The 19,354-nt window shown below is 31.7% G+C and carries 18 protein-coding genes; 7 read left to right on the forward strand and 11 right to left on the reverse strand.

Annotated elements, in window-relative coordinates; all coding sequences use genetic code 11:
- The first annotated feature begins 37 nt into the window (after nt 1-37).
- On the forward strand, nt 38-1,798 hold the full coding sequence (locus tag GQR98_RS13415; RefSeq protein WP_159019942.1) for a hypothetical protein: 1,761 nt from the start codon (nt 38-40) through the stop codon (nt 1,796-1,798).
- Nucleotides 1,799-1,854: 56 nt separating this feature from the next.
- On the opposite strand, the gene GQR98_RS13420 is transcribed toward GQR98_RS13415, so the two are convergent.
- Nucleotides 1,855-3,402, reverse strand: coding sequence for an FMN-binding glutamate synthase family protein (locus GQR98_RS13420; RefSeq protein ID WP_159019943.1), 1,548 nt, complete (start codon nt 3,400-3,402; stop codon nt 1,855-1,857).
- Nucleotides 3,403-3,630: 228 nt separating this feature from the next.
- Between GQR98_RS13420 and GQR98_RS13425 the strand changes: the two genes are divergently transcribed.
- On the forward strand, nt 3,631-5,916 hold the full coding sequence (locus GQR98_RS13425; protein WP_410488910.1) for an ATP-dependent helicase: 2,286 nt from the start codon (nt 3,631-3,633) through the stop codon (nt 5,914-5,916).
- A 144-nt stretch (nt 5,917-6,060) separates the two neighbouring features.
- A complete protein-coding gene (locus GQR98_RS13430; protein WP_159019945.1) occupies nt 6,061-6,729 on the forward strand; it encodes a hypothetical protein in 669 nt (222 codons plus the stop codon).
- 64 nt (nt 6,730-6,793) lie between these two features.
- Here the strand turns inward: GQR98_RS13430 and GQR98_RS13435 are convergent, their stop codons facing one another.
- Complete coding sequence (locus GQR98_RS13435; RefSeq protein ID WP_159019946.1) at nt 6,794-7,663, reverse strand: alpha/beta hydrolase; 870 nt, start codon at nt 7,661-7,663, stop codon at nt 6,794-6,796.
- Nucleotides 7,664-7,776: 113 nt separating this feature from the next.
- Between GQR98_RS13435 and GQR98_RS13440 the strand changes: the two genes are divergently transcribed.
- Nucleotides 7,777-8,397: an L-threonylcarbamoyladenylate synthase gene (locus tag GQR98_RS13440; protein WP_159019947.1), complete on the forward strand. Its 621-nt coding sequence runs from the start codon at nt 7,777-7,779 to the stop codon at nt 8,395-8,397.
- Nucleotides 8,398-8,498: 101 nt separating this feature from the next.
- On the opposite strand, the gene GQR98_RS13445 is transcribed toward GQR98_RS13440, so the two are convergent.
- The 3 genes from GQR98_RS13445 to GQR98_RS13455 all read right to left on the reverse strand — a co-directional run bounded on the left by GQR98_RS13445 (nt 8,499) and on the right by GQR98_RS13455 (nt 10,769).
- Complete coding sequence (locus GQR98_RS13445) at nt 8,499-9,185, reverse strand: hypothetical protein (RefSeq protein WP_159019948.1); 687 nt, start codon at nt 9,183-9,185, stop codon at nt 8,499-8,501.
- A gap of 359 nt (nt 9,186-9,544) precedes the next feature.
- Nucleotides 9,545-9,754, reverse strand: a complete 210-nt coding sequence (locus tag GQR98_RS13450) for a hypothetical protein (RefSeq protein ID WP_159019949.1) — start codon at nt 9,752-9,754, stop codon at nt 9,545-9,547.
- Nucleotides 9,755-9,872: 118 nt separating this feature from the next.
- Nucleotides 9,873-10,769, reverse strand: coding sequence for a hypothetical protein (locus tag GQR98_RS13455; RefSeq protein WP_159019950.1), 897 nt, complete (start codon nt 10,767-10,769; stop codon nt 9,873-9,875).
- Between the two features lie 356 nt (nt 10,770-11,125).
- On the opposite strand from GQR98_RS13455, the gene GQR98_RS13460 reads away from it, so the two are divergent.
- The 3 genes from GQR98_RS13460 (at nt 11,126) to GQR98_RS13470 (ending at nt 13,764) form a co-directional block, all read left to right on the forward strand.
- On the forward strand, nt 11,126-11,647 hold the full coding sequence (locus GQR98_RS13460; protein WP_159018046.1) for a helix-turn-helix domain-containing protein: 522 nt from the start codon (nt 11,126-11,128) through the stop codon (nt 11,645-11,647).
- The gene (locus tag GQR98_RS13465; RefSeq protein ID WP_233268102.1) at nt 11,644-12,480 is read left to right on the forward strand and encodes an IS3 family transposase; all 837 of its coding nucleotides are present in this window, start codon (nt 11,644-11,646) and stop codon (nt 12,478-12,480) included. The genes GQR98_RS13460 and GQR98_RS13465 overlap by 4 nt, the downstream gene beginning before the upstream one ends.
- A gap of 312 nt (nt 12,481-12,792) precedes the next feature.
- Entirely contained in the window at nt 12,793-13,764 is a 972-nt protein-coding gene (locus tag GQR98_RS13470) for an IS110 family transposase (RefSeq protein ID WP_159019951.1), read from the forward strand.
- A 57-nt stretch (nt 13,765-13,821) separates the two neighbouring features.
- Here the strand turns inward: GQR98_RS13470 and GQR98_RS13475 are convergent, their stop codons facing one another.
- The 6 genes from GQR98_RS13475 to GQR98_RS13500 all read right to left on the reverse strand — a co-directional run bounded on the left by GQR98_RS13475 (nt 13,822) and on the right by GQR98_RS13500 (nt 19,256).
- On the reverse strand, nt 13,822-14,664 hold the full coding sequence (locus GQR98_RS13475; protein WP_159019952.1) for a DKNYY domain-containing protein: 843 nt from the start codon (nt 14,662-14,664) through the stop codon (nt 13,822-13,824).
- Nucleotides 14,665-15,313: 649 nt separating this feature from the next.
- A complete protein-coding gene (locus tag GQR98_RS13480; protein WP_159021063.1) occupies nt 15,314-16,162 on the reverse strand; it encodes an IS3 family transposase in 849 nt (282 codons plus the stop codon).
- 2 nt (nt 16,163-16,164) lie between these two features.
- Nucleotides 16,165-16,536: a transposase gene (locus GQR98_RS13485; RefSeq protein ID WP_159019953.1), complete on the reverse strand. Its 372-nt coding sequence runs from the start codon at nt 16,534-16,536 to the stop codon at nt 16,165-16,167.
- Nucleotides 16,537-16,722: 186 nt separating this feature from the next.
- Complete coding sequence (locus GQR98_RS13490) at nt 16,723-17,253, reverse strand: hypothetical protein (protein ID WP_159019954.1); 531 nt, start codon at nt 17,251-17,253, stop codon at nt 16,723-16,725.
- Nucleotides 17,254-17,439: 186 nt separating this feature from the next.
- Nucleotides 17,440-18,117 (reverse strand): hypothetical protein, encoded by a 678-nt coding sequence (locus tag GQR98_RS13495; RefSeq protein WP_159019955.1) that lies wholly within the window; start codon nt 18,115-18,117, stop codon nt 17,440-17,442.
- Between the two features lie 299 nt (nt 18,118-18,416).
- Nucleotides 18,417-19,256, reverse strand: a complete 840-nt coding sequence (locus tag GQR98_RS13500; protein ID WP_159019956.1) for a flagellar motor protein MotB — start codon at nt 19,254-19,256, stop codon at nt 18,417-18,419.
- Nucleotides 19,257-19,354: the final 98 nt, after the last annotated feature.

Genomic DNA, 19,354 nt, shown 5'->3' on the forward strand with positions numbered 1-19,354 from the left:
ATAAGCAGTAAAAATTGAACACTTAAACATTTAAATTATGAAAATAGTAAACAAAAATTTTAGATTTATCCTTAGCCTATTTATAGTGCTAAGCACATTATTCACGTCATGCGACCCAAAAGATAGTAATGATTCCTCTTTAGATCCTGAAGAAAATAACGAAGCTACTTTAGATTTAGGCTCTAGTATTCAAAGAGATTTTATGGGAAGAATTGTTGATGAAGCAAATTTACCTTTAGAAAATGTAAACATTAAAATAGGAGGTAAAGCCGCTTCTACAGACGAAAACGGTATGTTTATTATTAATAATACCGATGTAAACCAAAATCAAGCATTTATTACAGCCGAAAAAACGGGTTATTTAAAAGGTATGCGAGCGGTAGTGCCGACTTCTGGTACAAACCAAATTAAAATTATGCTAGTTGCAGAGCATTTAGCTGGTACTGTAGCTTCTGGAAGTAATAGTGAGGTTTCTTTAGCCAATGGAACAAAAGTAAGTTTTGATGGTGATTTTAAAGATGAAAACGGAAACGCGTACTCAGGGAATGTTAAGGTATTTGTATATCACTTAGACCCAGCTAATCCTGATGTGGAGGATTTAATGCCAGGAAGTTTACAAGCTCAAAACTCTAATGGACAAGAGCGTGTTCTAGAAACTTACGGGATGATAAATGTTGAATTAAAAGGAGATTCTGGAGAAAAATTAAACATTGCAGATGGTAGTGTTGCACAAATTGAATTACCTGTAGATCCTGCTCAAATAAATGTAGCGCCGGCAAGTATACCGTTATGGCATTTTGATGAGGTTAATGGCTATTGGATAGAAGATGGTGCCGCTACATTAGTAGGAGGAAAGTACGTAGGTGAAGTTTCTCATTTTTCTTGGTGGAACTGCGATGCTCAATTTCCAACAGTAAACTTGTGCTTAAATATTGTAGACAATGCTAATAACCCTATTTCTAATGTTAAAGTAGAATTATGGAGAACTGGTGCTATTTATCCAAGAGCTGGTTATACTAATGGAGACGGCGAAATTTGTGGATTAATACCTGCAAATGAAGTATTAACATTAAAAGCCTTTAATCAATGTAGCGCTTTAGAGTATACTACAACAATTGGCCCTTTTTCTTCAGATACTAATTTAGGAGATATTGTACTAACTTCGGTTGTTTCTTCAACTATTACAGGGAGTTTGGTAGATTGTTCTAGTGTTAACGTAACAAACGGATATGTAGTTTTAGATTATGGTAATTTCTACGCAACATCTCAAGTAACAAATGGTTTGTTTTCATTTTCAGTATTACAATGTGCTTCTGTTCTTGACTTTACGTTAGAAGGTGTAGATTATGATAGTTTTCAAACAACAAATGAGTTAACATTCAATTTTACAAATAGTAATGTTGGTAATATTATAGCGTGTAACACTATAACAGAATACGTTAGCATACAGGTAGATGCTAATCCAGTAGATTATTACGTTATAGGTATAGATGTAAATGCATATCAACAAGGAACAGGTTTTACTATAAATGCAAAATCGAACACCGGACCTATTACCGATTGGTTTTATATTGGAATCGATACAATAACGCCTGGAAATTATGCTTTCTCTCAATTTGGTTTCGAAGCAGGGAATGTAGACTTAGATTATAATGTCGCGAATAGTTTACAGCTAAACTTGGCGAGCTATGGTAATGTTGGTGATTATATTGATGCAACCATTAATGGAACCTATACAGATTTATCAGGAAATATAAGAACCCTTTCTATAACGATACATGTATTAAGAGATAATTAATGAGGTCTTAAGCCTAAAATTAAAAAGCCATTTCTTTTAAAGAAATGGCTTTTTTTTTATTTTACGCCTCCTAGATATTTACAATCTTTCAGGCTTTGCATCCCGGAGAAAGGGACTTTTGTTTTCTCATACATATAAGTACGGCTCAGGTCTTTTGCGAGGTCGTTACCATCGATATTAATTTCTATATCGGTCATTTTAAATTGGCAAGGATGCTCGTAACCAGCAGCATGCGTAATTTCTATTAACTCTTTTCTAAACGTTTTGTAATACTGCGCTAAACGTTGAGCTTTTAATTCTGGATCGATTCCGTTTTGCAACCATTTGTTTTGTGTGGCAATACCAGTAGGGCAGCGGTTAGTATGGCAAACTTGCGCTTGTATACAACCAATACTCATCATAGACTCTCTGGCAACATTTATACAATCGACACCCATAGCGAATGCCATAGCTGCTTTTGCAGGGAAACCTAATTTTCCACTACCAACAAATACAATGCGCTCGCTTAATCCTTTGTCTTTAAAAAGTTTATATAAATCAGAAAAACCATAAACCCATGGTAATGATACGTGATCGGCAAAACTTGGAGGTGCAGCACCAGTACCACCTTCACCGCCATCTACAGTAATAAAATCCGGGCCTTTGCCTGTTTTTTGCATAATATCAGCAAGCTCTTTCCATTGGTCTAATTTACCGATGGCTGCTTTTATACCTACAGGTAAGCCTGTCGCCTCAGCGATTTTCTCGATAAAATCTAGCATTTCGGGTACGTTAGAAAACGCTTTGTGATTTGGTGGAGAAAGCACATCTTTCCCTATTTCTACACTACGAATTTCTGATATTTCTGGAGTGATTTTTGCGCCCGGTAATACGCCACCTTTCCCTGGTTTAGCACCTTGAGATAGTTTTACTTCTATAGCACGTATAAATGGATTCTTTTCTACTAGTGAAACTAGTTTTTCTAATGAAAATCCACCATCCGCATTACGTACACCAAAATATCCAGTTCCGAAATGAAAAACCACATCGCCACCATGGCTATGATATGGAGATAAACCACCTTCACCAGTGTTGTGGTAAGCGTCAGCAAGTTTTACACCTTTGTTCATAGACTCCACAGCTTTTGCTGAAAGAGAACCAAAACTCATTGCCGATACATTTATAATAGATGCAGGACGGAATGGTTTTTTACGTTTATTGAATTCGCCCATAACCTTGGCACATGGCAAAAACGATTTATCAATTTTATTAGGATGATTTTCGTCTTTAATTTCATGAGGCATCATGGCATTATTCACAAAAAAGTGTTGATGCTGGAAAATATCTCTATCTGTACCAAAACCTTCATAGTTGTTTTCGTTTTTTGCAGAGGCATAAATCCAGCCACGCTCAATTCTATTAAAAGGTAATTCTTCTCGGTTATTTGCCACAAAATACTGGCGCATTTCTGGGCCGATACTTTCTAACCAATAGCGCAAATGCCCTACAATAGGGAAATTATGACTTATAGTGTGATGCTTTTGCAGTACATCACGAATGGCCACAATGGCTAGTGCAATTAACACCCACACCCACCATGAAATTGTTCCGAGAAAATCTAACATATATTTTTTTATTTGAATAACTTAGACGTAAAGATATTTAAAACTTAAATATTTAAGTGAATTGTTCATAATTTTTAATAATTCCGACTCAGAAAATGCGGAACAATGGTTAATTTCACGCTTTAAAATGAATAGGATTTGAAAAAGGATTTAGAGAGGGAATTACAGGAGCAATTGGGTAAGTTAAACGAAGCCCAATTAGCGCCAACCATACAAAAGGATGGCCCTATGATAGTTATTGCTGGCGCAGGTTCAGGAAAAACACGTGTGCTTACTTTTCGTATAGCGTATTTAATGAGTCAGGGAATTGATGCGTTTAATATTTTGTCGTTAACCTTTACCAATAAAGCGGCAAAGGAAATGAAAGAACGTATTGCTACTATTGTAGGAAATAGCGAAGCGAAAAACCTATGGATGGGAACCTTTCACTCGGTTTTTGCTAAAATTCTACGTATAGAAGCCGATAAATTAGGCTATCCGTCCAATTTCACTATTTATGATACTCAAGATTCCGATAGATTAATTTCTTCTATTATTAGAGAAATGGGTCTAGATAAAGACCTTTATAAGTACAAACAAGTACGTTCTAGAATTTCATCTTACAAAAACAGTTTAATTACTGTTCGCGCATATTTTCAGAATCCAGAATTGAAAGAAGCCGATGCTATGGCACGCCGACCAAGAATGGGAGATATTTACAAGGAGTTTGTAGATCGCTGTTTTAAAGCTGGTGCCATGGATTTTGATGATTTACTATTGAAAACCAACGAGCTTTTAACCCGTTTTCCAGAAGTGTTAGCAAAATATCAAAACCGATTTAGATATATTTTGGTTGATGAGTATCAGGATACTAACCATTCGCAGTATTTAATTGTGAGAGCTTTATCTGATAAGTTTCAAAATATTTGTGTGGTTGGGGATGATGCGCAGAGTATTTATGCCTTCCGTGGTGCAAATATTAGTAACATTTTAAACTTCCAGAATGATTATGATGATGTTAAGGAGTTTAGATTAGAGCAAAATTACAGATCTACTAAAAACATTGTAAACGCTGCAAACTCTATTATAGATAAAAATGAAACCAAACTAGATAAAGTAGTTTGGACAGCCAATGATGAGGGGCCTTTAATAAAAGTAAACCGATCGTTAACCGATGGTGATGAAGGGCGTTATGTAGCAAGTACCATTTGGGAAACTAAAATGAACGACCAGTTGCCTAATAGTGATTTTGCTATTCTATACCGTACCAATGCCCAATCGCGTTCTATTGAGGATGCTTTAAGAAAGCGTGATATTCCTTATAGAATTTATGGTGGTCTATCTTTTTACCAAAGGAAAGAGATTAAAGATGTCTTAGCTTATTTAAGGTTAATTATTAACCCTGCCGATGAGGAAGCTTTAAAACGAATTATAAATTTCCCTGGTCGTGGTATAGGCCAAACTACTGTGGATAAATTGATTGTTTCGGCCAATGGCTACAAACGCTCTATTTTTGAGGTGATGAAAAACATCGATAAAACTGATGTTAAAATCAATGCAGGAACCAAAACCAAGCTTAAGAACTTTGTTACTTTAATTGAAACGTTTCAGGTATTAAACCAAACGGCCGATGTTTTTGAGTTAGCAGAATACGTAACACGAACAGCAGGTATTATTACCGAATATAAAAAGGATAACACACCAGAAGGTGTTGTTAAAATTGAAAATATAGAGGAACTTATAAATGGTATGAAGGATTTCGTCGAAGGCCAAAAAGAAATAGCCGACACCACAGGTAATTTAGCCGAGTTTCTAGAAGATGTAGCCTTATCTACAGATATGGACAATGATAAAGGAGATGCCGATCACGTTGCATTAATGACGATTCACTTAGCGAAAGGTTTAGAGTTTCAGCATGTTTTTATTGTTGGTTTAGAGGAAGATTTATTCCCGAGTGCCATGAGTATGAATACGCGTAGCGAACTCGAGGAAGAACGTCGTTTGTTTTACGTAGCCTTAACGCGTGCCGAAAAACAAGCGTATTTAACTTATGCTTTGTCTCGTTACCGTTGGGGTAAATTGGTAGATTCTGACCCGAGTCGATTTATAGAAGAAATAGACGAAAAATATCTCGATATAGTAACACCAATAGAAGAGCGTAGGTTTAACCCTATGTTAGATTCTAAAATATTTGGTGATGTTTCAGAAAACAAACCTACAAGTGCTGGGAAAATTAGATTTAAACCTGCAAAACAAGCGGTGCTTAAAAAAGGAGGGCCAACAAAGGGTACTTCTGATAAATTCCAAGTTACTACACCTAAAAACTTAAAACCTATGGCTAAAACGACCAACGATACTAATTTATTTGATAGTAAATTGGCTGTTGGTAATATTGTAAAACATATTCGTTTTGGTACAGGTGAAGTCAAAAAAATAGAAGGAACAGGTGCCGATATTAAAGCTGAAATTAGTTTTCAGCATGGAGGTACTAAAAAATTATTACTACGTTTTGCTAAACTAGATGTTATCGGTTAAGCGTTTATTTAAACAATTTAAAAAAGCCTTTTAAGTCTTCTTAAAAGGCTTTTTTATGTTTATAATTCGTTAAAATTTTCCTAACAGCGAATGTTATTTTGTTATTTAGCATCTAAAGTTAAAACAATAGAAAAATAAATAGATATGAGAATTCTTTTAGTATTAGTATGCATGTTAAGCTTTAGTTTTATTTATGCCCAACCAGGTGGTGGCGGACAAGGTGGCCCTCCAGGTGGTGGTAGAAGCATGAGCAGTAGCCAAGAACGCCCAAAAATGGTAGAGTTTAATGCGGCTAAAGTAGCAGGTATTTTTAATTATGATGATGAAGCTGCTATTAAGAAGATTAAAATTAAGAAAAAACATAAAGATCTAATCTTAAAGGTGCGTAAAGCAATCGAGAAGTATAATATTCGTGTTAACGAAATTACACTTTTAAACAAAGATAATTTTGATACGTTAAACGTATATGTAAATACACAAATGAAAGCGATGCAGTCTAGTCGTCAAAACAGCCAGACGGGTGGTAATAGCAGTATGGATCGAGGGGATGATAGTGATAGCCCAATGAAAGCTTCACGTGAATTGATTAAACAAAAAATTGATCTTGCTAAAAAAGAAGTTAAAGTTGCCGAAGGAAAACTTAACACGCATTTGGAATCTATTTTAAGCGAAAAGCAATATGCAAAATGGCTTAAATATCAAGCAAAAGTTAAATCGGAATTGATTGCAGAACCAGAATCGAATAATAATAGTGATTCCGGAATGTCTCGTGGCGGCGGACAAGGTGGCCCTCCAGGTGGTGGCATGCGTTAATAAAATAAGTATAGTATAAAAAAAAAGGCTAAAATTCAAATTTTGAATTTTAGCCTTTTTTAGTTTATAAGTTATCTATGGTAAATGCTTTTATTTTGGTCCACGTATCTATAAATTCTATTCCGGTCCAGCCGTGTCCAGCTTCGGGATAAAGGGTGTACTCGTGGGTAACGTTAAGTTTAGATAGTTTCTCGTTTAAATCTGCTCCTTGGCTTATTGGTATCAATGGGTCTTGTCCGCCATAAAACAAAATAGTTGCAGGTGCATTAGCTGTTACTTGGAGTAATGGGCTTGCTTCTTCTAAGTATTCTACGGTAGGATCTTCTCCAAACAAGGTTAAAAAAGCATCTAATTCACTGCTTTCTTCTGCTGCTAAAGCAAAATTAGGATCGGTTAAATTTGTTGGACCAACAATACTACAAACCATATTTGTTTTTTGTAAGGTATCAAAACTATAAGCCCATAATAAGGCTAAATGCCCACCAGCGCTTGCACCAATAAACCCAAGCTGATCGGAAATAGAAAGCTTTATTTGGTTCGTTTTTAAATATCTAATTACCGTGTTAATATCATTAGTTTGCATTGGGTAAGGCTTGTTATTGCTATCTGCTAAACGGTAGTTCATATTCACTATGGCTACATCTGGAAAGTCTTGAATTAAAAGTGTTTTTAACGGATCCATTTCTGCTTTATCACCAGCAGACCAACCACCACCATGTATTAGTATTATAATTTTAGTATCTGCGATTCTATCGGCAGGCAGGTATAAATCAAAAGTTTGATTCTCATCATCACCATATACTATATCCAACTCTTCGTACTCCAAAGTCGTGTCTAAGATATCCGCTGTAGCAATAGGTTCTATTTTTTCTGAGCAGCTTAAAATAGTTATTACCGCCAAGAGATTTATGGATAAAATTTTAAGAAATTTCATATAAATAATGTTTTTTGTAAAAGCTTTAATTGAAGTATTTTAAACTACTTCATTATATGTTAAAAATAATATTTACTTTGTAGCGTTAAATAATGTAACGCAAGATAGTTATTATGGCTGAATTTTTAAGAATTTATGAGGAGAACCCAAATCCAAAACAGATTGAAAAAGTAGTCGCTATTTTGAAACGCGGCGGACTCATAATCTACCCAACCGATACTGTTTATGGTTTAGGTTGTGATATTACTAACGTTAAAGCTTTAGAGAAAATTGCACGTATTAAAGGTGTTAAGCTCGAAAAAGCTAATTTTTCGTTTGTTTGTCACGATTTAAGTAATATTAGTGATTACGTAAAGCAAATTGATACGTCTGTTTTTAAAATACTTAAACGTGCGCTTCCTGGGCCTTATACATTTATTTTACCAGGTTCTAAAAACTTACCAAACCCGTTTAAAAAGCGAAAAACAGTTGGTATTCGTGTGCCAGATAATGCTATTGCGCTCGATATTGTGAAGCTTCTAGGAAACCCGATTATATCGACATCTATACATGATGAAGATGCGGTTTTGGAATATACAACAGATCCAGAATTAATTCTGGAAAAATGGGATAACTTAGTCGATTTAGTAATCGATGGTGGTTATGGTGATAACGAGGCTTCTACAGTTATTGATCTTTCTGATGGTGAACCTATAATTGTTCGTGAAGGTAAGGGGAGTTTGGATATTTTTTAATTGATACTTTTTTTTTAAACTGGTACGTTTCTGTTAATTTAGAAATGATGTCTTTAATAGCTTTTTCCTTGGTTATGTTTTCTCTGTAATCTACTATCATTTTATTTAAGTTTTTTACCAAGTAGTTTATTAAACTCTTCTTTAGTTAATATCTCATTTAATTCCATTTCTAAGGAAGTTTTTAATTTATGTGTATCATATTTAACGATGCCCAAACCTTCAGCATAATATACGTGCTGGTAAAAGCCAGAACTTTGATAACTTGAATTTTCTTCTGTATACTGATCAAGAAACATGGCGGTTTTATATGTTCTATTATTTATTGTAATGGTTTTAAAGCTATGTAGAATTCTAGATTTTTCTAGGTTTAAAGGCCCTTTTCTAGGATCGGTGTAGTTTAAAGAATACTCGTAAACGTTTTCTTTATCGTCCCACCTAAAAGCTTCTTTATCTATTATTTTAGCTTCTACGGTTAATGTGTCTCCGTTACTTTTTCTCCAAAAATCTTTGTATTGTATAATTTCTATTCCAGTTTTATTAAGTTTTTCTAAACGACTATTAAAATGCCATAAATTATTTAAATATTCCTCTGTTAAAACTGTATTTGTTTCTGGGTCAATTGTAATTTTTAAATATTCAGCATAGTCTGGATTATCTTTTTCAATAAACTTATAAACCCTAACTGTTTTCTCTTTCTCTATTGGATAGTAATATGCCTTTAGTCCTTTGTCTTCACTGGAATTAAAGAGCGTTAAAAAGAAACTTAATAGTAAAATTTTGTGTAGCATAAATGGGGCTGTTTTATATAATTAGTGCAATTCTAGTTTAATTTTTTGTAAATTTTTAGAATAATCTACCAATAGCTATGATAGTGTTAATTAGTATCGTTATAATAACTGTGATTATTATTAAATTCTTATATATTTCAATATTACTCTTTTTACCTATGCCTTTAGATTTTTGTATTAGCCAACCATTAGGCAAGTTAATTTGTTTTAGTTGTTCTATAACTTGAGTAATTTCTGCTTTACCTCTAATAACTTGTATAGGTAAAGGGTCTTTTAAAATAAGATCGTGATTACCTATTTGTTGAAAAAAAGTGTATTCTGAATTTTTGTAGATACGTGAGTTAAGCCCAATAAAAGGTTTAAGCTTTTTTTATGGTATCTATATTAATAGTATATACAGGATCTTCAGAATAGGTATTGTAGAAATCGTTTTCAAGTATAATGATTTTTTCTTCTGAAACAGGATTTAAAATACCATCTTCCAATGCTTTTTTATAATCACCTATGATAACGGTAAATTCTACAGCAAGAACATTCTCTATTACAACTTTTTGAAATTTAAACTCCATAGTAATATAGATTTTATTTCCTGTTGCAATATATAAATTGTCTTTAGTGATTAATGTATAATTTGATTTGTTTACCTGTTTACTAAATTCATTGATATATTTCTAGTGGCTTTCTCCATCAGTACTCTTCTACTAGATACGTTTTAATCGTAGTTTCTTTATATTTAATATTATGAATGGCTTCACTACTAACATTTTTATTCTTATCATATTTGTAGTTTACAACTGTTATTTTAACGCCATCTTTATCAAAAAAATGGTGTTCTATTAATAAATTATTTTTGTAAACTTTAGTTTCTTTATTTTCGAATACATTATTAATATATTTACTTAATTCAGTACAATTATTTAATTTATCATAGGTGTAAATTTCTGTAGTTGGTTTTCCATCGTATATAGCACTATTAAATTGATGTGTTTTTACTAGCAAATTATCTTTATATGTATAATCAACGGTATAACTATCGTTTTTTACTTTTTCTTTATAACATTCTCTTTTTAGGCGCGTAACATTATTGTTATTGTCGTATTCGTAAAAATGTTCACAATACGATTTGAAGGTGTAGTTGTCGTGTTTTGAATATACAATGTTGTTGTTTTTATCCATTTTTTGTGTAAAAGATTCTGACAGCTTATCATCTTCATAAGCTTTCATCTCTATTAAGTTATCTTTATAAACATACTTTTTAATGGTGGTATATCCGTAAGGTGGTAATTGGGTTTCAATTAAGCTTTCTACTTTACCATCTTTATAGGTGTATTTGTAGGTAGTATTCAATTTACCACGACGATAGTTTTTTTTTACTAATAAAAATCCGTTATCATTAAATTCTTTTTCTTCAGAAATTATTGCAGTAGTATCGACATCCAATGTCTTCTCATATATCGTTACTCGTTTTACATTACCTTTTAAGTTCAATTCTTCTAAATCTATTGTTATGTTCTTGTCTATTTTAGTTCTTTGTGCGTTACCAATTGAGGTAACTAAAATTAGTAGTATTAGTATTTTATTCATATTTAAAATTATAAGATAAACTCAGCCTTATTCTTAATAGGTAGGTTTTCTGTTAAACACAAGAGTGTCAATTTGGAAATTATTCAGAGAAAATTTATATTACACAAAGTCATTTCTGAAAGATTTTTTCTTATGTAATCTAAAGACTTTTCCATTTTTAAAAATGTCATTTATTAATTCGCTGATAGATTTCATACTTTATTGACTATTTTTTTCTTTTGATTACAGATGTTTTTTAGCTTGCTTACGTTGATGTATAAGATTATTGGCGTGTTTCAGCAACTAATTTAGCAAATAAATCACAGATAGAAAGTGAACTGCTCCCAAAAAGTTAGACACTATTTGAGGGTATTATTATGGGAAGAAAAGTCAAGTATGATTACGCATTTAAACTTCGATGTGTAAAGCAAGTTTTAAAAAATCACCAAACAGTTGAAGATGTGTCTAAGTTATATGGTTGTCATCATACAACCCTTCATGATTGGATTCGATTTTATGAAAAATATGGTAAAAAAGCACTATTACCAAGAAAAACCAAAGTGTATAGCATTCCTTTTAAACTTAAAGTTTTAAAAGCTATTGACAAAGATTCATTATCTTTCAGTCAAGCTTGTTTAGAATTTAATATTCCTACTAAATCTGTAATTATGAAGTGGCAACGTAATTATACAAAAGAGGGTATTGTAGGCTTAAACATTAAACCTAGAGGTAAACCAAAATCTATGCAATTTAAGAGAGCTAAAAAAAAGTCTAATAAACCTTTAACAAGAGAAGAGGAACTTTTATTAGAAAATGAATCATTACGTGCAGAACTGGACTTGCTAAAAAAGTTACAGGCCTTAATTCAACAAGAGCAAAACAAAAAGCAAAAGCCATAACAGAATTAAGGCATAAGTATGATTTAGATATTTTATTATATCATACGAACATGGCAAGAAGTAGTTATTATTATCATCATAAAAGAAGTCTTTTAGTTGATAAATATAAAGTGATAAAACTATTGATTCATCAAATATATCATCGTCACAAAGGAAGATATGGCTATAGAAGAATCTCTTTAGAAATCAACAAAATAGGCACTCTAATAAATCATAAAACAGTACTCAAGTTGATGCGTGAATTAGGTTTAAAAAGTTTAGTCAGAGCTAAAAGATACAAGTCTTATAAAGGGCGAATAGGAGAAACAGCTCCTAATATATTACAACGAAATTTTAAAGCTATTAGGCCAAATAAAAAATGGGCTACAGATATTACAGAATTTAAAGTTTTAGGAAAAAAACTATATCTATCTCCAATAATTGATCTCTTTAATAGAGAAATAATAAGTTATCAATTATCTGAAAAACCTGATTTTAAACAAGTAGCTATTATGCTGAAAAAGTCTTTTAAGAAAATACCAGATCAAACAAATTTAATATTACATTCAGATCAAGGATGGCAGTATCAAATGAAACAGTATCGAAGATTATTAACAGAAAAAGGAATTACTCAGAGTATGTCTCGTAAAGGAAATTGTTTAGATAACGCTGTGATAGAAAATTTCTTCGGTATTCTAAAATCTGAATTGTTTTATATAAATAAATATAAGTCGATATCTCAGTTAAAAAAAGAGATTAAAGTCTATATAAAATATTATAATAATGAGAGAATTAAACAAAATTTAAATGGAATGAGCCCGATTGAATATCGAGCTAATTATTATCAAAATTAATTATAAATTTGTCTAAACATTTGGGTGCACTTCAAAGTCCGCGAGGACTTTCGTAAGTAGGCTATAACTAGCAATGAATTATACACGTCTTAAGTTAGCATTTAAATAAAAAAGACTAATTTAAACATATAAAATAGAAAGCACAAAAGAGAGGAATAAGGTTAATATACACGGAGAGACTACAGATCTCGTCAACATTGTAAATCCCCTCTCTTTTCTACACAGATTTCGAACAGTTCTGTGAGGCTTTAAGACCTCGATTTTAAGTCGTTGAAACTCGCGTAGTATGTCCTTTCAAAAAAATAATTTGTTATGAATAAAGATATTAAATATTTTGGTATTGACATTAGTTATTTAGTTTTTGATGTCACAGATTCAGATGGTAATTATTATCAGTTTAAAAACAAGGTTTCAGGCTTTAAAGCATTTAGAAAACTTTTAAATTCTGAGAGTCATTGTGTGATGGAAGCTACAGGTTACTATCATTATCAGTTGGCTTATTATTTGTTTGAAGAAGGTCTAAATGTTTCAGTAGAAAACCCATTGTCTGTAAAACGATTTATCCAGATGAGGCTATCCAAGATTAAGACCGATAAGAGTGATTCAAAACTTATATGTTCTTATGCTGAGCAAGTAGAGTTAAAGCTTTGGAAAGGTAGTTCCAAGGAAGTACAGGAGTGTCTTCAAATTACCAGAACCCTTTCTGTGTACACAAAACAGCGTACAATGATAAAGAATAAACTTCATGGTGAATCTGTTTTAGGGGAACCAAGTAAAGCCATTGTAAGATCCTTAAAACGTAGTTTAAAACATTTAGATAAAGAGATGTCCAGCTTAGAAGAGTTATTGCTAGTTTTAGTAAAAGAGGCTCATAAAGATTTATTTACTCGAATAAAAACCATACCAGGAATCGGAAAAAAAACATCTATTATGTTAATCGTTTTAACAGGTGGTTTTGAACGCTTTTCGAGTGCAGCAGAATTATGTAGTTACGCAGGATTAACTCCAGTGATTAGGCAAAGTGGAAGTAGTATAAAAGGACGACCACGCATTAGTAAAATGGGCAATCAAAAACTCAGGAATTTATTATTTATGTGCAGTTTTACAGCTTGTAAATACAACAAAGCATGCAGGGATATTTATGAACGATTAGTAGCAAAAGGAAAGAGTAAAAAATTAGCATTAATAGCGGTATGTAATAAGCTACTAAAACAAGCTTTTGCTATTGCAAAATCGGGTTTAATATTTGACAAGGAATATAAAAGTACGCTAGTGAAAAATTAATAAGATTTTACTTGTTTTTTAGCACAGTACTTTGTTGGCAGTAGTATTTGTTTCAGTTCATTCATTCACAAGCAATTCGATTTCACTTAAATCAATGGTTTCAGTATTGTTGTAAAAATTATTTTTGTCTTTACCAAAATACTCTACATATCCCCCTTTGCCTTTTGCTTTATATAATTCAAATGTTTCAACATCAGCACCTTTTATTATTTTATTTGTATAGAAAACTGATTTTTCGTCTTTTGAAAACCATTTGTTATTTTCAAAATCAATTAGTTTCCAAGTTTTTGGATTTGCTTTTTGTATTATATTTTGACCGTAAAAAACAAAACTATTGTCTAATCCATAATATCCATTATTCAGAGAGCGAAAAGTTTCAGAGTTTGCTTTTTTCAAGACTTTAGTTTTGCCTTGGTAATTTTCATAATAGACATTGTCTTTGTCTTTCGCATAGCCATAAGGTATTTTTAATTTTACTGTCTTAAAACTGTTATCTTTAAATTCTTTCTTTATTATTGAGATAGGTTTTTGTATTCCATCATCGCAAACTTCAAAAGTTTCCGAATCTATATTTTTAATTATTCCTCCAGTTGTCCAAACATAGTTTTCATCTTTCGCATAGCAATTATTTAGAGAAGTAAATTTTTTCGGATTTGAATTTTGAATAGACGTTCCTTGTAAATAGCAACGATTTTTATCTTTGGCAAACAACCGATTATAAACAATAAAGGATTCAATGTCTGCATTTTTTATAATTCTTTCTTTCCAATAAACTCTTTTCTTATCTGTCCAGTAATATATCAATTCTTGATTTTTAGAGTCATAGAATTGTGGTTCTATATCTGTCGAAAATATCAAGTTATAATTAATGTCTATTTCTGTTAAGTTATTGTCTTTCACGTTTTTTTATATTACTGCCAACGTCTCGTATATGAAAAGTAGCGCTGAAAATAAGCGATAATTCTTCGGTTCAACACAAGCCGAATTTTTAAATTTTACTATTTATCTTTTTATTGGAAATCGTCAAATTTGAAAATTTGGCGACTTTCCAAAAATGCCCAAACTTTAGTTTTAGCAATGCCTTGCGCTATTTTTTATATACATTGTTAGCCATAGTTTTTCTCACGAATATGAGTTTAAACTTAGAATTTTGTCTAATTCATTATAGAAAAGAATTGTATCATTTCCATCTGTAAAAAACTCAAAGCCAACTATTTTTCCAATTACTTTGTAAGTGTCAAAATTTTCAAAATCTGGCTTGTCATAATGATTTAATGTTCCAATTAGTTCATCAGTTGTTTCATCATAAACAATTGGGCTAGGATTATCTCTTTTTGACCAATTTTCAATTACGCTATTAAATGCTCCAAACTCATTATTAAGTTCGAAATTTAATTTGTTTATAGAGAATTCGTAAAATGTTTGTAAATAGTAGTCTGCATCAAAATCGTCATCTTTAAGTAATTTCAGATTACGCTTTTGAATTTCTATGTAATCGTCCGTTTTAGTTTGTCTTGTCCTGAAATATGGCTACAGGTTAAAATTGATTTTAAGCTGATAATTGATATACCATATTAGGTGTTTTATAATCTAAAGATAAGTGTAATCTTATTTCGTTGTATAAATTAATTGCATTTTTTGCAGCTCTCTTTGCATGAGTGACGTTATCAAAGGTTTGGTCGAGATAAAACTCATCTTTTAAGATGCCGTTTACACGTTCTGCTATAGCATTTTCGTAACAGTGATTTTCTTCAGTCATACTAATATTTATATGCTTTTTTTTAAGTATTTGAGTGTATACATTACTACAATATTGTATTCCTCTATCGGAGTGATGAATAAGGCCATTGATATTTTTGGCTTGATAAATAGCCTTATTAAGCGCTCTTACACATCCTTTTAATTCTAAGCTATCACTCAGGTCATAACCCACGATTTTACGAGAATACATATCCGTAATTAAAGCTAGGTAGCAAAAACCTTTTACGGTTCTAATGTAAGTTATATCACTCACCCAAACTTGATTAGCTCTCGTCACCTTTAAATCTTTAATAATATTATTATACTTATAAAAACGGTGATGCGAATTGGTTGTTCTAGCACTGGTTTTCTTTCTAAGTGTTAACATTTGGTGTTTTCTAAGGGTATTAAATAAAGTATCTCTACCAACTTTTAAGTTCGCTTTGATAAAATCGTTTTTCAATGATTTTTCGAGTTTGCGGACACCTTCTCTAGGAAGGGATTTACGTCTTTTTCTAACAATAGTTATTATTTGTTGCTCTAGTTTTAAACGTTTATCAGCTCTATGCTTATATTTATAATAAGCATCACGTTTTAATCCAAAACAACTAGAAATAGTAGATAAGCAAGCAAATCCCTTAGATTTTTCTTTAGCTATGCTTAAGGCTTTATATTTAGCTTTTTTTTTAGATCGGCAACCGAATTGTAGCCAAGATCTTCGGCTGCTACTTCAAGGTATGAATCCAATACCATAGCATCAAGATCCTTTTTAATCAGTAGTTTTTTAAGTTGCTCAATTTCTTTTTGCAACCCTTTAATTCTTGATATTTCGTCTTTTGTTTCCATTTTTACCCTGGTGTTCATTAAGTCTTTACGATTGTACTTTTTAATCCATTCATTCACCGTTGTAGGAGCAATAGAGTAGAGCTTGCAAAGTTCGCTCTTGGTATGCTTTCCGGTTGTAAGTTCGGCTAAGATTTTTAATTTAAAAGGTTCGCTGTAACGTCTAATTACTTTGTCATTTTTGTACATAATGTTTAAAATTATGTAGCCTTTATTCAGGACGCTAATGAATGACGTGCAGCGGAATTGTGTATGGTTAGTTGCGTGTTTGAGCAACTAATTTAGTAAACAAAAACGAACGCGATAAAATTTCGAAGGAATTTTCCAAATAAGTACTTGCCAAAGCAATTAAATATAAATGTTGTTGGCAAATTGTTATTTTATTTTCCATTTATTCTTAATACTATCAGCTTCTTCTTTTTTCAATTTTCTTTTAGAATATTTTTCGTATTTAAGATCTCGATAATCTTTAAATTCTTTTTTTCGACTGTCAATTTTCATAAGTTTATATTCATAGTCAATTTTAGAATTTAGTTTTTTCGAATCCATACTTAAAATATAATTAGTTGTGTCATTTATAAAATAACGATAACTGTCACTTTCACTTTTCCAACCATCTTTTTCTGAAGCATTTATAATTTTAATTCTGTGAATTAGAGGTTTTTCTTTTTTAGTGTGATTTTCGTTTATCCATATCATTCCCCAATTATTATCAACAGGCATTTTAAATGGTTCCATTTCATCGTTGATTACAGGAATTCCATTTTTCGCACGAAAGGAATTATATTTTTCTCCGTATTGATAATTTTTGATTATCAAATATTCATTTGTGAATTTATAGACTTGATAAAGAATAAAAACAGTTAATAAAATTCCAAAAATGTTTTTAAATGTTATTCTCTTCATATTATCATTTCATTATTTTTTTCAAGAGTGTAATTGGTTAATGTTTGCCAACGTCTCGTATAAGAATAGTTGCGTGTTTGTGTGCGAGGATTTTTCGAAGGAAAATTAGAAGCTAGCAAACTAGCAACTAACTTTGGTTTAGGATAAAACTAGCAATTTTTTATATACTGTGTTGTATGCCGTTTTTTATTCAATTAATATTAACTCACTCTTGATTTCAGAGTTAAGTTCATTAAAAATATTCCATTCTTCTCTTAATTCAAATCCTTCTGAATTTTCTAGATTCAAATTTCCATAAGGTAATGTTGCTCTTCGAAAATTAGTTGAGTAGTTTTTCCCGTAAACTTGTTTGTTTTTTAATTCATATTTAGTGTTAAAAATCATTGCTCGCATTACAGAAACATCTATAATCTCATCAGTTCCATCGATCCAACCAAACTCGACAACCTTCGGTAAAACTTTACTTGAATGTTTATCAATACTTTTAGCAAATGTTAAAACATTTACTTTTCCATTTTTAAAATCTTCATAATAGCGAGAAGATATAAAAATCATTTTCATTTTTTTTAAACTCAAAATAACTGAATGAATTTTACAATTCAAAAGTGCAGAAACAGCATAATCATCTGAATCAAAATCTATTGCCCTATTAAGACACTTTTCTATCCATTCTCTAGTTCCGTGATTATATTCTGTCCAAAAAGGCTTTATTCTATTTTTTAACCATTTAGAAGTGTGCATTGCTCCGATAACATTAATCTGCATATTCAGAGAGTTTTCATAGATTACTCCTGCAAATGCAGAAATTACTTTATGGTCTTTGTCAGATTTTATTAATTTATCTAATGCTTTTTGTGTTTTCATAGGTTTTTCTCAAATCGCTTACAACTAAGGTATAATCTTACTTATTAAGAAGTAAAAATACAATACCAAAATCAAAACCCATAAAAAAATGCAATAATTAAGCTACTAGAACATTGCTTTAGTGACTAAACCTTTGTGCTGAGCCCTGCGTTAAGGATTGCAGTGAAAATCCCGCAGAGAGGCACGAACGAGGAATTGTAGCGTAAAGCCTGACCCGATAGGGTAACGCCCAGAAAAAAAAGGACATAAAAAAAGCCCAACTTTACAGTCGGGCTTTTAAATATTTTAAACTAGGTTGCTTATTTTCCTGCAGCCTCTAAGTTTTTCATTTCTTTTTCGATCATATCGTAAAATTGATCAATTTTAGGAAGAACAACAACACGAGTACGTCTGTTTTTTGCTCTGTTTTCTGCAGTATTGTTATCTACTAAAGGTACATAAGAACTACGTCCTGCAGCGATTAACTGTCCTGGATTAACACCTAAGTCTTGTAATACACGAATAATTGATGTAGAACGTTTAACACTTAAATCCCAGTTGTCTAAAAGCACACCTTTTTGGTAAGATTGGCTATCGGTATGACCTTCGATCATAGCTTCGAAATCTGGTTTGCTGTTAATTACTTTTGCAACCTTAGCTAATACTTCTTTAGCTTTAGTAGTTACATTGTAGCTTCCGCTTTGGAATAATAATTTATCTGCAATAGAGATAAATACCACACCTTTTTCTACGTTTACTTCAATATCTGGATCGTTAATACCAACTTCACGTTTTAAACTTGTTACAAGTGCTAAAGTCATGCTGTCTTTTTTAGTCATGGCATCTTGTAAACGTGTAATTTTAAGCTCTTTTTCTTTGATGCTTTCTAACGTTTTTTCGATACTACTAGCTCCTTTTGCTGATAATATTTGAAGGTTATCGTTGTTTTTACGTAAATCGTTTACTTGAGATTCTAATACAGTTGCTTTTGCAGTTGCAGCGGCACGATCTTCTAAACACGAGTTTAATTTTACGGTTGCAGAATTAAGTAAATCTTGAGTTTCTTTTTGCTTTGCTTCAAGATCTGTGAATTGTTTTTTAGTAACACATGAACTTAAAAGTAACATGGCTGATAGACTAAGTAATAAAACTTTTTTCATAAGTTGTTTTATAATTTTGGATTAAAAAATATTCTTTCTATAATTAACAAAAGTATATAAAAATAGGTTGATAGCAGAGTTATTAACAAAACTTTTAC

The organism is Algibacter sp. L3A6 (assembly GCF_009796825.1).
Lineage (GTDB): Bacteria > Bacteroidota > Bacteroidia > Flavobacteriales > Flavobacteriaceae > Algibacter.